The 12,468-nt window shown below is 65.8% G+C and carries 13 protein-coding genes; 12 read left to right on the forward strand and 1 reads right to left on the reverse strand.

Going from position 1 to position 12,468, the window contains the following annotated elements; genetic code table 11:
• Positions 1-11: 11 nt before the first annotated feature.
• From gspF to TGR7_RS16920, 3 genes are read left to right on the forward strand one after another with little or no spacing between them, the layout of a single operon-like run.
• Entirely contained in the window at positions 12-1,226 is a 1,215-nt protein-coding gene (gene gspF, locus TGR7_RS01125) for a type II secretion system inner membrane protein GspF (RefSeq protein ID WP_012636815.1), read from the forward strand.
• Positions 1,226-1,582 carry a hypothetical protein gene (locus TGR7_RS01130; protein WP_012636816.1) on the forward strand — a complete coding sequence of 119 codons (357 nt, stop codon included), beginning with the start codon at positions 1,226-1,228 and terminating at the stop codon, positions 1,580-1,582. The genes gspF and TGR7_RS01130 overlap by 1 nt, the downstream gene beginning before the upstream one ends.
• Before the next feature lie 4 nt (positions 1,583-1,586).
• Positions 1,587-3,083: a S8 family serine peptidase gene (locus tag TGR7_RS16920; RefSeq protein ID WP_012636817.1), complete on the forward strand. Its 1,497-nt coding sequence runs from the start codon at positions 1,587-1,589 to the stop codon at positions 3,081-3,083.
• A gap of 13 nt (positions 3,084-3,096) precedes the next feature.
• Here the strand turns inward: TGR7_RS16920 and rrtA are convergent, their stop codons facing one another.
• The gene (gene rrtA / locus TGR7_RS01140) at positions 3,097-3,678 is read right to left on the reverse strand and encodes a rhombosortase (protein WP_012636818.1); all 582 of its coding nucleotides are present in this window, start codon (positions 3,676-3,678) and stop codon (positions 3,097-3,099) included.
• 62 nt (positions 3,679-3,740) lie between these two features.
• On the opposite strand from rrtA, the gene gspG reads away from it, so the two are divergent.
• From gspG to TGR7_RS01185, 9 genes are all read left to right on the forward strand, one after another.
• Entirely contained in the window at positions 3,741-4,190 is a 450-nt protein-coding gene (gspG, locus tag TGR7_RS01145) for a type II secretion system major pseudopilin GspG (protein ID WP_012636819.1), read from the forward strand.
• A gap of 3 nt (positions 4,191-4,193) precedes the next feature.
• Positions 4,194-4,751: a type II secretion system minor pseudopilin GspH gene (gene gspH, locus TGR7_RS01150; protein ID WP_012636820.1), complete on the forward strand. Its 558-nt coding sequence runs from the start codon at positions 4,194-4,196 to the stop codon at positions 4,749-4,751.
• A complete protein-coding gene (gspI, locus tag TGR7_RS01155) occupies positions 4,748-5,158 on the forward strand; it encodes a type II secretion system minor pseudopilin GspI (protein WP_012636821.1) in 411 nt (136 codons plus the stop codon). Before gspH ends, gspI begins: the two co-directional genes overlap by 4 nt.
• 233 nt (positions 5,159-5,391) lie before the next feature.
• A complete protein-coding gene (gene gspJ / locus TGR7_RS01160) occupies positions 5,392-6,009 on the forward strand; it encodes a type II secretion system minor pseudopilin GspJ (protein WP_041442221.1) in 618 nt (205 codons plus the stop codon).
• Positions 6,006-6,803 carry a type II secretion system minor pseudopilin GspK gene (gene gspK / locus TGR7_RS01165; RefSeq protein WP_012636823.1) on the forward strand — a complete coding sequence of 266 codons (798 nt, stop codon included), beginning with the start codon at positions 6,006-6,008 and terminating at the stop codon, positions 6,801-6,803. The genes gspJ and gspK overlap by 4 nt, the downstream gene beginning before the upstream one ends.
• 360 nt (positions 6,804-7,163) lie before the next feature.
• Positions 7,164-8,402, forward strand: coding sequence for a type II secretion system protein GspL (gene gspL / locus TGR7_RS01170; RefSeq protein ID WP_012636824.1), 1,239 nt, complete (start codon positions 7,164-7,166; stop codon positions 8,400-8,402).
• On the forward strand, positions 8,399-8,875 hold the full coding sequence (gene gspM / locus TGR7_RS01175) for a type II secretion system protein GspM (protein ID WP_012636825.1): 477 nt from the start codon (positions 8,399-8,401) through the stop codon (positions 8,873-8,875). Before gspL ends, gspM begins: the two co-directional genes overlap by 4 nt.
• A 264-nt stretch (positions 8,876-9,139) precedes the next feature.
• Positions 9,140-9,925: a type II secretion system protein N gene (locus TGR7_RS01180; RefSeq protein WP_012636826.1), complete on the forward strand. Its 786-nt coding sequence runs from the start codon at positions 9,140-9,142 to the stop codon at positions 9,923-9,925.
• A gap of 248 nt (positions 9,926-10,173) precedes the next feature.
• Entirely contained in the window at positions 10,174-12,261 is a 2,088-nt protein-coding gene (locus TGR7_RS01185; protein ID WP_012636827.1) for a PhoX family protein, read from the forward strand.
• The last annotated feature ends 207 nt before the right edge of the window (positions 12,262-12,468 follow it).

Consider the following 12,468-nt stretch of genomic DNA (forward strand, 5'->3'; position numbering starts at 1 on the left):
CTGGCGCCTTCATGCCTGCCTTTGAATACACCGCCCTGAACCCCAAAGGCCGCGAGGTCCGGGGTGTCCTGGAAGGCGATACGCCGCGCCAGGTGCGCCAGCAGCTGCGCGAGGGCGGGCTCACGCCGCTGGAGGTGGAGGAGGTCAAGAGCCGGGAGGGGCGCCGCGTGCGCATGCCGGGCCTGGGGCGGGGCATCGGCGCCATGGACCTGGCCCTGCTCACCCGCCAGCTGGCCACCCTGGTGCGTTCCGGCCTGCCCATCGAGGAGGCCCTGGGCACGGTGGCGCGCCAGAGCGAGAAGCCGCGCATCCGCAGTATGCTCATGGCGGTGCGAACCCGGGTGATGGAGGGTCACACCCTGGCCCGGGGCCTGTCCGACTTCCCCCACGTGTTCCCCGACATCTACCGCACCACCGTGGAGGCGGGCGAACAGTCCGGCCATTTGGAAGTGGTGCTGGAGCGCCTGGCCGACTACACGGAAAACCGCCAGCAGATGCGCCAGAAGATCCAGCTGGCCCTGTTCTACCCCGCCATCCTCACCGCCATGGCCCTGTTGGTGACCATCGCCCTGCTGGCCTACGTGGTGCCGGAGGTCGTGCAGGTGTTCGAGGGTATCGGCCAGGAACTGCCCTGGCTGACCCGCACCCTGATCGCCGTGAGCGACGGCCTGCGCGACTACGGCCTGTGGATGCTGCTCGGCCTGGTGCTGGCCGGCATGGCCGTCGGCTGGCTGCTCAAGAAGCCCGGACCGCGCACCGCCTGGCACCGGGTGATCCTGCGCATGCCGCTGGCCGGTCGCATGGCCCGGGGCATGAACACGGCCCGCTTCGCCCGCACCCTGTCCATCCTCTCCGCCAGCGGCGTGTCCGTGCTGGAGGCCCTTCGCATCTCCGCCCAGGTGGTGGCCAGCCTGCCCATGCGCGACGCCATCCAGACCGTGGCCCAGCGGGTGCGCGAGGGCTCGGGCATCGGCAATGCCCTGGAGCGCACCGGCTACTTCCCGCCCATCACCGTGCATCTCATCAAGAGCGGCGAGGCCAGCGGCAGCCTGGACGCCATGCTGGAGCGCGCGGCGGTGAACCAGGAACGGGAACTGGAGGCGCGCATCGGCATGATCATGGGCATCCTGGAGCCGGTGTTGATCCTGGTCATGGGCCTGGTGGTGCTGGTGATCGTGCTGGCCATCCTGCTGCCCATCTTCGAACTCAACCAGCTGGTGAACTGATGATGCAACGCAGACGTCGCCTTGTGCTTGGGGGGTTGTCTGCCCTGCTGCTTGCAGGCTGCCAGATCAATGGCGAGCCGCTGCGGGAGGATGCTCGGGTACTGCGCCTGATCCTGGTCCCGGTCCCCGACAGTGGTCTCGACCCGGCCTCGTCGGAGGGCCTCGACCGTCTGTCCCGGGCCGCTGGAACAGAGCTGGTCCATGTGCGTCCAATGAGCGGTGGAGGACACGTGCTGGCCACCGCCGAGCCGGTGCCCGTGTCACAGGCAGAAACCATCCTCCAGCGGCTGGCGGCCGATCCCGCCATCGCGTATGCGGAAGAAGACCGCCGCGTCACGCACCAGTCTCCGGAATAGGTACATGAAGCAAGCGCGCAAGACCCTGGGCATCATCGCGTTGACGTTGATCTGCCTGGCCGTCTCCACCGTTCACGCCACCCCCACGGACCGCATCATCATCAAGGTGAGCGAGACCATGCGTCCGGCCGTGCTGGCCGACGGCGCGCTGGCACCCCGCGCCCGGGAGCGGGTCTCGTCTCTGTCCGCCGCCGTGGGCCACGAGGTGGTCTACCTGCGCGCCATGTCCGGCGGTGCCGACGTGGTGCGGTTGCCTCGTGCCATGCCCCTGGAACAGGTGCAGGCCATGGCCGAGGCCATGGCGCGGCTGCCGGGGGTAGAGTATGCGGAGCCGGATGCACGAGTGTTTCCAATGGAAGTACTCAATGATCCCCTGTTCGGGCAACAGTGGCACCTGCAGCCGGTGCGCACGACCCCCCCGCTCAACTATGGAATTGATGCTCCAGCCGCATGGTCCATCACTACTGGCGAGGCGGTGGTCGTGGCAATAGTGGACACCGGTATCTTATTTGCTCATGAAGATCTTGAAGGAAAGGTGCTTGAAGCTGGTTACGATTTCATCAGTGCAGACCCAGATGGAGAGTATTTTACGGCTAATGATGGTGATGGTCGCGATCCTGATCCCAGTGATCCAGGTGATTGGGTGACAGAGGAGGAGGCTGAAGAGCGGGAATGCCGTGTAAGTCACAGCTCATGGCATGGCACTCACATGGCAGGGATTGTTGCTGCTTCGACTAGTAATGGCAAAGGGATAGCTGGTGTCAGTTGGGGAGCAATGATTCTCCCAATCAGGGCGCTTGGGAAATGTGACGGCTACAGTTCTGATGTTATCGATGCTATGCGTTGGGCTGCTGGATTGCCTGTAGCGGGTGTCCCAAACAATCATGATGCAGCCAAAATAATTAACATGAGTCTGGGCGCTAACCAGTCTTGCACGGGTGCCTGGCTTGATGCGGTGAATGCTGTTCATGAGAAAGGTTCCTTGATTGTTGCTGCCGCTGGAAACGGCGGTGTTTCAATGTCGAGTAGCAGGAACCATGTTGTACCAGGGGTTTGTCCTGGAGTCTTGACCGTTGCAGCCACTAACAAAGCTGGGGATCGCGCGTCGTTCAGCAACTATGGTCCACAGATTGATTTGGGAGCGCCAGGCATCTGGGTCCTATCAACCTCGGATCAGGGAACAACCAGCCCACTCGATGACAGCCACTATGAGAACAAGTCAGGAACTAGTGTCTCAGCGCCGCAGGTTGCAGGTGTGGCGGCACTCCTGCTCAGCTACGACGATTCGCTGGATCGTCAAGATTTAATCTACTTGTTGACATCCAATGTCACTCCATACCCTGAAGATAGCCTGTGCGCGGCAGGCGGCGGTTGCGGTAGTGGAGTGCTCAACGCGGGTTTGGCACTGATGGCGGTGACAGAGTTCGATGGTCGTCCCCCGCCGCCCCGACCAGCGTCATCTGGTGGGGGGGGGGAGGGGCAATATCGATCTGGGCTATAACGCTGATCTTTTTTTATGCATATCTATGCATCTGGAATAACAGAAGACAAGCACTACACACAGCCCCCGCGAGCGCCCCGTAAAGATGCGCATCCACGATCACCGCGCCGCCGATCAGTTGTGCGGTGCCGGGGTCCTGGCCGGCGAACTGCTCCCAGGCGAGCTTGGCGATCAGACCCAGCAGTAGCAGACCCAGGCTGGGCTGGCGCTTCAGGCCGGCCAGGGCGCCGGCCGCGATCAGGCCGTGCAGGATGCCGGACAGGCCCACGTACCAGCCCACCGTGGGTGAGAAGGCCAGCAGTCCCAGATTTACACCCACCGCACAGACCAACACCGTCATCCACCATTGCCAGAGCGGCAGTTGTCGGGCGAGGATGAGCCAGATGATGGCCAGACCGGCCAGGTTCATGGCCAGGTGGGCCCAGCCCAGGTGCATGAGCTGGCCGGTGACCAGGCGCCAGGGCTGTGCCAGCCATAGCCCCCGTTCCAGACGCAAGGCCTCCAGGCCGCCGAAGGCCTGGGCCAGCAGGGCGGCCAGGGCTAGCGTGAGAGGCAGCGCCCAGCGTGCCAGGCGCGGTTTTGCCGGGTTGTTCATGCAGCCGCCATGACAAAGTGTCAGACTATCGAAACAGGAACGAACGAGGTAGTGATCGAATCATGAACTACAGCATCGCACACAAATCCCGCCGCATGGGCGGCTTCACCCTCATTGAGGTCATGGTGGTGGTGGTCATTCTCGGCATTCTGGCCGCCATCGTGGTGCCGCGCATCATGGACCGGCCCGACGAGGCCCGCATCGCCAAGGCGCGCAACGACATCCGCACGCTGGAACAGGCCCTGAACCTCTACCGACTGGACAACTTCCGCTATCCCACCACCGAGCAGGGCCTGCGCGCCCTGGTGGAACGACCCACCACCTCCCCCGAGCCGCGCAACTGGCGTGCCGGAGGCTACCTGGACCGCCTGCCCATGGATCCCTGGGGCAACCCCTACGAATATGCCCATCCCGGTCGCCATGGCGACATCGACATCTACAGCCTCGGCGCCGACGGCCGTCCCGGTGGTGACGGTGCGGATGCCGACATCGGTAACTGGAACATCAACTGATCCGTGATCCCCTCGTCCGCCCATCGGGCCGCGCTGCGCACCCCGCAGCGGGGCTTCACCCTCATCGAAGTAATCGTGGTGGTGTTCATCGTGGGCATCATGGCCAGCTTCGCGGTGATCAGCATGGGCGGCGGCGGGCAGGACCGGGTGGTGGAGCAGGAGGCCCGCCGGGTCACCGCGCTGCTTGAGCTGGTGCGCGACGAGGGCATCCTCAGCGCCCGGGAGCAGGGCCTGGGCTTCACCGAACATGCCTATGTCTTCCTGCGCCGTTACCGGGTGGGCGACCGCACCTATGAATGGCTACCCGTGGAAGACGACCAGACCCTGCGCCGGCGGGACCTGGAAGACCTGGGGATCTCTTTCGCCCTGTACGTGGAGGGCACCCGGGTGAGCCTGCTCCGGGATGTCGAGAACCCGGGCGTTCAGGTCATTCTCGGCCCCAGTGGGGAGCTGACCGCCTTCGAACTGGAGATCATCACCGAGGGGGCGCGGCAGGCCTCGTGGGTGGTGCGCGGCCTGCCCGGCGGGCGCATCGAGCTGCGCCGGGGCGCTCGTACATGATCCTTTGCCCTCGCCCGAGACGCCCTTACGGACAGCGCGGCTTCACCCTGCTGGAAGTCCTGGTGGCGGTGGTCATCCTGGCGGTGGCCATGGGCGCGCTCATCAAGGTGGGCAGCGAGAATGCCGCCAATGCCGCCTACCTGCGCGACCGTACCCACGCCCACTGGGTGGGCATGAATCTGCTCACCCGCTACCGCATCGGCATGGAACCCCGGCAGATCGGCAGTCGCGAAGGGACGAGCGAGATGGGCGAGCGCACCTGGTACTGGCGGGCCACCGTCAGCGAGGCCAGCGTGGACGTGGAAGGCGTGACCCTGGGCGGCCTGGTGCGGGTGGAGGTGGAGGTGCGCGATCGGGACGACCGCGACCGGGAGCCGTTGGCGCGGGTGGTTGGGTTCATTTTATGAACCAGTGGCTGGCCCGCATATCTCACCCCCCTTCTACTGCGGCCGCCGATACGCTCGCTGTGACGGGGCGTGCTCGCTCCGGCCGGCTTGACGTAGTGTCGGCTACGCCTGCGCCGTCCTGCGGTCCGCGCGCCCCGTCACAGCGGCGTCTCGACGCCCTCGCCACGAATGGGGGTGAGATATGCGGGCTGGTCTCAAGTGGCAAGTGGCAAGGCACTTCAAGTGCTACGGGGCTGCGGGGATTCACGCTGCTGGAACTGCTGGTGGCCATGGCGGTGTTTGCGGTGGTGGCAATGATGGCCTACGGGGGGCTGAGCGCGGTGCTGGATTCCCGTCAGCACACGGACCGGGCCTCGCGCAGCCTGAACGAACTGCAGATGGCCTTCACCCTGCTGGGGCGGGACTTCGAGCAGGTGGTGGCCCGGCCGGTGCGCGATCAATACGGCGACCCGATGGCGCCCCTGCGCTTCAGCCCCTTCAGCGATCAGCCGCGCCTGGAACTGGTGCGCGCGGGCGGTGCCTTCGGCGCCCAGCGGGTGGCCTGGGAGATCCGCGAGGATCGCCTCTACCGGCTCACCTGGACGGTGCTCGACGGTGCCGATCCCGCCGAGCCTCAAGGCGTCATGCCCCTGTTGGGGGAACCGAGCGCCGAAGGGGATGAGCCGGTGCAGGGCGTGCGTGCCTGGACCCTGCGCTTTCACTACCTGGACGAGACCGGCCAGTTCGCCGTGGCCGAGACCTGGCCCCTGGAGATCAATCCCCTGGCACCCGAGGCCCTGCCCCGGGCGGTGGAGCTGACCCTGGAACGCCAGGACGGCCAGCAGCTGACCCGCTGGTTCGCGCTGCCATGAGAACGACACGGCGCCGTCAACGGGGTGTGGCCCTGATCACCGCACTGCTGGTGGTGGTGCTGGCCACCCTGGCGGCGGTGGCCATGGTGGCACGCCAGCACCTGGACATCCGTCGCGCGGGCAACATGCTGGGCCAGGATCAGGCCTACCTCATCGCGCTGGCCGCCGAGGGCTATGCCCTGGGCCTGCTGTCCTCGGATGACCGCGACTTGCCCTGGGAGGGTTGTATCTCCCCCCCCCTGTGGGTGACCCTTGAAGAGGCGCAGATGGAGGTCTGGCTCGAGGACATGCACTGCCGGTTCAACCTCAACAACCTGGCGGCGCGGGACGATGCGGCGGCCAATGGTTTCATCCGACTGCTGGAAGGGGTGCGCGCCCAGACCCCCGACCTCAGTCTGGACCCGGAGGGGCTCACCGCGGCAGTACGTGACTGGATGAACCCGGAGACCGATGACCCGTACTACCGCCTGGCGACGCCGCCGTACCTGAGCGCGAACCGCCCGATGATCGTGGCCGCGGAACTGCGCCGGGTGCAGGGCATGAACAATGAGCTCTGGCAGGCGCTGTCGCCCTACGTGACCGCCCTGCCCGCCACCGGCACCACCATGAACCTGGAGTTCGCCGAACCGGTGCTGCAGGACGCCTTCCCGGATCGTGGCGAGGTGGTGGCCTCGCGGTTCTTCCGCCTGGGCGTGCATGCGGAACTGGGCGGTCGGCGCTTCCTGCTGTGCAGCCTGCTGGACACCGGCAACATCAGCGTGGTGTGGCGCAGCCAGTCGATGTGTGAAGATTGAGGAAGGCGCAGAGGCAAGATACAAGAGACAAGATACAAGAGACAGGAAATCGTAGGTCGGGCTTCAGCCCGACAGCGATGTACGGTGAAACTTCGGCTATCGGGCTGAAGCCCGACCTACGAATCTGATGGTATGGAGAAGGATGTATTGGGCATGCGTATGTCCAACATCACATGCTCGAACTCACGAAAGGCGGTCCTCTCACAGTGACACGGAGACACGGGGAATGCGCAATGATGGATCTTTCTCCGTGTCCCCGTGCCTCCATGAGAGAATAGGTTTTGGGTTCACTTGTAGCAATTCGAAGTCAGTGATCGATGTAATCATCTGGGCGAGCAATATGAATCGGTGCGCATTGCCATGAACCAACAGACCCTGCTGCTGCGCCTGCCCGAAGGGGAGGGGGATGCACAGTTCGTGCTGCGGGATGCCGCGGGCGCGATCCGCGAGGCGGGGCAGGACAGTCTCGCCGCCCTGGCGGAGCGTGCCCGGGGACAGGCCGTGGTGGCGCTGACGCCCGGCCCCGAGGTCCTGCTCACCCGCGCACGGGTGCCGGCGCGCAATCCCCGCGCCCTGGCCCGGGCGCTGCCCTATGCCCTGGAAGACCAGCTGGCCGGCGACGTGGATAGCCTGCACTGCGTGCCGGGTGCGCGTCTGCCGGACGACAACATCAGCGTGGCCGTGGTGTCCCGTGCCCAGATGGATCAGTGGCGCGAGCAGTTGCGCGAGGCCGGGCTCGATCCCCGCTCCCTGGTGCCGGAGACGGCGCTCCTGCCCACCCATGGCGAGGGCTGGCTGCTGTGGCTGGAGCATGACTCGGCCTGGCTCAGCACGGGGCCGGGGGAGGGCATGGCCCTGGACCGGGACAACGCCGCCCTGCTGGTGCGGCTGCGCCTGGAGGAGACCGACGAGGAGGCGCGGCCAGGTCACCTGGAAGTGGTGCGCCATGGCCCGGCCCGTGACACCGACCAGGGGCTGGAGGCACTCGATGGACAGACCCTGAAATGGCGCGACAGTGAGGCGACCCTGCTCGAGGAGATCGCTCAACAGCTGCCGGCAAAGCTGCCCTTCAACCTGCTCACAGGGCCCTACAGCCGGCGTGAGCAGCTGGGTCGCCTGTGGCGCCCCTGGCGCGCGGCCGCCGCGGTGCTGGCGGCCTGGGCCCTGATCCAGGTGGCGCTGGTGGTGGTGGACATCCAGCGTCTGGAGCGCGAGCGCGCCGCCCTGGACGCGCAGATGCGCGAGATCTACGAAACCGCGGTTCCCGGCAGCCGCGCCGGCGGTGACCCCCGTCGTCAGATGGAGAGTGCCCTGGCCGGACGCGGCCGCGAAGCAGGTGCAGCCGGGGCGGGCGACCTGGGCGAGGCCCTGGCACATACCGCCACGGTGCTGACCCGGCTGTCGGGATTGAGCATCCAGAGTCTGCGCTACCGCCCCGGTCAGATGGAACTGGACCTGCAGCTGGACAGCCTGCAGAGCCTGGACCGTCTCAAGCAGGAACTGGAGGCCGACGCGGCCTGGGCGGTGGAGATCCAGTCCGCCAGTGCCCGTGATGACGGGGTGGAAAGCCGCATCCAGATCCGGAGGGTTGGCTCATGAAGGCCTGGTGGGAAGGTTTGAATCAGAGGGATCGTCGCATCCTGATGGTGGGCGGAGCACTGCTGTGCCTCCTGTTGCCCTACATGCTCATCTGGCAGCCGCTTCATGATCGCGCCGAACGCCTGGAGCGCACCCTGGTGGCGCAGCGGGCTGACGTGAGCTGGATGCAGCAGGCCGCCGCGCAACTGCGCGCCACGGCAGCGACAGGTCGCACCCCAACGCCCGCCGGCCAGTCCCTGCTCGGCATGATCGACCGCACCGTGCGCGAGGGTCAGCTCGGCGGCACCGTGCGCCGCGTGCAGCCGGAGGGTGCCAACACCGTGCGCGTCTGGCTGGAGGATGCGCCCTTCGATGAACTGATGACCTGGCTGGGCACCCTGGAGACCCGCCACGGCATTCGCGCCACCAGCCTGGTGGTGGACCGTCAGGCGACACCGGGGCGTGTGAATGCGAGGCTCACCCTGGAAGGGTGAGTTGAAGTGGGAAGTGTGAATTGGGAAGTGGGAAGGAAAGCCGTAGGCCGGATAAGCGCAGCGCATCCGGCACAAGTCGATGTCAGCAGATCTAATCGCACAAAGAGCGCGGAGACGCAGAGGCCGCAAAGGGTTTTTAATCACAAAACTTTGCGCTCTCTGCGCCTTTGCGTTCTCTGCGTAATCAGCGTTGCCAAGGCTGGCCTACATGCAAACGCCTGACACCTTCCGCCTCACCCCTTACGAACAACCGAGACATCCGATTTGAAAACCGAACACACCCACAAGCGCCGCTGGCTGCTCTGGCTCATCATCGGGCTGCTGGCCTACGGCTTGTTTCTGCTGACCCTGCTGCCGGCGGGACTCGCCTGGGATCAGGCTCGTGCAAGGGGCATGGTGCCCGCGGGCGTGGAAGTGCAGGGCATCACGGGCACCCTGTGGAACGGCGCGGCCGTGCGCGCCGTGCTGCCCGGTGGACTGCAGGTAAACGACCTGCAGTGGCGCGCCACCTTCACCAGCCTGCTGGCCATGCGCCTGGGCTGGGACCTGGAGGCCCGGCCCCAGGGCGGTCGCGTCGCGGCCCACGTGGCCGTGGGGCCCGGCACGGTGGTGCTGGCCGGGGTGCGCGGCGACATGCCGGCCGCGCCGGTGGTGGCGCCCTTCATGACCTGGCCGGTGCGGGTGAACGGCCGGCTGGTGCTGGATCTGGAGCGCCTGCAGCTGGCCTACAGCGGTCAGGTGCGTGAGGCCCGCGGCGTGCTGGGCTGGATCGATGCCGCGGCCGGCATCCCCGAGCCGCTGCCCCTGGGCGATCTGCGCGCCGAGATCTCTGATACCGGCGAGGGCGGTCTGCGCCTCAGCATCCAGGACCAGGGCGGCCCGCTGATCGCCGAGGGAGTCGCCGAGATCTCCACCGCCAGTGGCTACCGGGTGGAGGGTGTCGCCGGCACCCGCGAAGGCGCCCATCCCAACATCGGCCAGGCCCTGCGCATGATCGGCAACCCGGGGCGTGACGGGCGTGTGCCGGTGCGTATCAACGGCAGGTTCTGATCTTCACGAAGAACATCCCTTCCTGCTCGAGGTGGTCTCGTTTTGCTCACGGCAGATGGGTTCACCTGTCCGTCTCAATGACAACACCCCAGCACAGGAACCGTGATCGACTTGACACTTTCCTGCGCTGTCATATTTGCATGCGCAAGTTTCACATTCCGTTTACCTGATAGTCGTCATCCGGTCATCTGTGGCCACTAATCTCCCGGCTTTCCGAACCACCCCCGTGATAGCCAGGAGATCCACACATGAGCAACAAGAAGATTGGGCCGATCATCGACCTCGGTGACGGCGACGAGCCGGAAACCAATTTCTCCAACAACCGCAGCTTCGCCGACGTGGTGGAAGCCCGCATGAGTCGCCGCACGGTGCTCAAGGGCAGCCTTGCCACCGCCATCACCGGCATCTTCGGCGGTGTCGCCCTGACCGGCTGCGACTCCAGCTCCTCCTCCGGGACTGGCACGGGCTCTGCCCCCCAGCTGCTGGGCTTCGACGCCGTGCCCGTGAGCGAGCTCGACGAAGTGGTCGTGCCCAGCGGCTACAGCACCCAGGTGCTGGCCGAATGGGGCCGTTCGATCAGCAACCCCACCATTCTCTACGATCTCCCCATCACGGGTGAGCAGCAGGGCGATGCCATCGGTTCCCACCACGACGGCATGCACTTCTTCCCCATCGAGGGGACGGACCCCTACGAGGGCAGCTCCGAGGACGGCCTGCTGGTGATGAACCACGAGTACGTGGAGCCTCGCTACATGCACGCCTCCGCCATCGGCCAGTCCCTGAGCCGCAGCGCCTATCCCACCTATGACGATGAAGGCGTCGTGCGTCGTGTGGCCGACGAGGTGCTCGCCGAGATGAACGCCCACGGCGTGACCGTGGTGCGCGTGCAGAAGCAGCTGAACGGCGAGTGGGCCGTGGTGGCCGATGCCCGTAACCGTCGCATCACTGCGCTGACCCCCATGGAGATCAGCGGCCCGGTGCGTGGCACTGACTTCGTCAAGACCAAGTACGACCCCACGGGCACCATGACCCGCGGCACCCTCAACAACTGTGGTCATGGTGTGACCCCGTGGAATACCTACGTTGCCGCCGAAGAGAACTGGGCCGGTTACTTCCGCACCGGTGCCGAGCGTCCCCGTGAGCAGGCCCGCTACGGCGTGGGCACCGGTGCCTTCTCCCGCTACGGCTGGGAGCGTGCCGACGCGGATCCGGAGAGCAACGACGAGGCCTATGCCCGCTTCGACGTGACCCCCACCGGCGCCAGCGCCCTTGAAGACTACCGCAACGAGCCCAACTGCTTCGGCTGGATGGTAGAGATCGACCCGTTCGACCCGGACAGCACCCCGGTCAAGCGCACGGCCCTGGGTCGCTTCGCCCACGAGGGCGTGGTGTTCCATCCTGCCGTGGAAGGTCAGCCCGTGGTCTGCTACTCCGGTGACGACTCCGGTAACCAGTACATCTACAAGTTCGTCTCCGGCCAGTCCTACTTCCAGGCGACCGCCGGCGGTCATCTGCTGGACAACGGCACCCTGTACGTGGCCAAGTTCAACGACGACGGCACCGGCGAGTGGCTGCCCCTGGTGTTCGGCCAGGGCCCGCTGGTCGCGCCCCTGTTCAACAGCCAGGCCGACGTGCTGGTCAACACCCGCTTGGCCGCCGACACCGTCGGCGCCACCAAGATGGACCGTCCCGAATGGGGCGCGGTGGATCCCAACACCGGCGAGGTGTACTTCACCCTGACCAACAACTCCGGTCGTACGGCCGAGAACACCGACGCTGCCAACCCCCGCGGTCCGAACCGTCATGGGCAGATCATCCGCTGGCGCGAGGACGGCAACAACACTTCCGCCCTGTCCTTCACCTGGGATCTGTTCGTGCTGGCCGGTGACACCAGCGAGGATGCCATCGTGGGTGGCTTCGATCTCAACGGCGACGCCCTGACCGAAGACAACATCTTCAGCTCGCCGGACGGCCTGTGGATCGACGCTGACAGCCGCCTGTGGATCCAGACGGACATGAGCGAAAGCGTGGTGAACACCAACCCCACCTACGCCATGATGGGCAACAACATGATGCTCGCCGGCAACCCCTTCACCGGCGAGATCCGTCGCTTCTTCACCGGCACCCTGGGCCAGGAGATCACCGGCGTGATCACCACCCCGGATCAGACCACCATGTTCATCAACCAGCAGCATCCGGGTGCCACGATTACGGCAGCCGAGTTCGCCTCCGGTGACATCGCCGGCTTGGGCAACTGGCCCCTGGGTGGCAACAACTACGCCCGTTCCGCCACGGTGGTCATCACCAAGGACGACGGTGGTGTGATCGGCAGCTGATCACGGATGAAATCGAAGGGGCAGGGAGGCCCCGGTTTTTCCATCTCCTCCGATTGTCTCGGCCCGCCTCGTGCGGGCCGTTTTTTTGGGAAGATGCAAGGGAGAATGATGCGTAGGCCGGATAAGGCACAGCCGCATCCGGCATGCGCCTGTGCCAGGGCGATTGGCGGATGCGCTGCGCTTATGCGCCCTACGATACTGCGGGTC

The sequence above is a fragment of the Thioalkalivibrio sulfidiphilus HL-EbGr7 genome, from assembly GCF_000021985.1.
In the GTDB taxonomy this organism is placed as follows: domain Bacteria; phylum Pseudomonadota; class Gammaproteobacteria; order Ectothiorhodospirales; family Ectothiorhodospiraceae; genus Thioalkalivibrio_A; species Thioalkalivibrio_A sulfidiphilus.

Coding starts and splice junctions, on each gene's coding strand:
- gspF (WP_012636815.1), top strand. CDS start 12: ATGCCTGCCTTTGAATACACCGCCCTGAACCCCAAAGGCCGCGAGGTC.
- TGR7_RS01130 (WP_012636816.1), top strand. CDS start 1,226: ATGATGCAACGCAGACGTCGCCTTGTGCTTGGGGGGTTGTCTGCCCTG.
- TGR7_RS16920 (WP_012636817.1), top strand. CDS start 1,587: ATGAAGCAAGCGCGCAAGACCCTGGGCATCATCGCGTTGACGTTGATC.
- rrtA (WP_012636818.1), bottom strand. CDS start 3,678: ATGAACAACCCGGCAAAACCGCGCCTGGCACGCTGGGCGCTGCCTCTC.
- gspG (WP_012636819.1), top strand. CDS start 3,741: ATGAACTACAGCATCGCACACAAATCCCGCCGCATGGGCGGCTTCACC.
- gspI (WP_012636821.1), top strand. CDS start 4,748: ATGATCCTTTGCCCTCGCCCGAGACGCCCTTACGGACAGCGCGGCTTC.
- gspK (WP_012636823.1), top strand. CDS start 6,006: ATGAGAACGACACGGCGCCGTCAACGGGGTGTGGCCCTGATCACCGCA.
- gspL (WP_012636824.1), top strand. CDS start 7,164: ATGAACCAACAGACCCTGCTGCTGCGCCTGCCCGAAGGGGAGGGGGAT.
- gspM (WP_012636825.1), top strand. CDS start 8,399: ATGAAGGCCTGGTGGGAAGGTTTGAATCAGAGGGATCGTCGCATCCTG.
- TGR7_RS01185 (WP_012636827.1), top strand. CDS start 10,174: ATGAGCAACAAGAAGATTGGGCCGATCATCGACCTCGGTGACGGCGAC.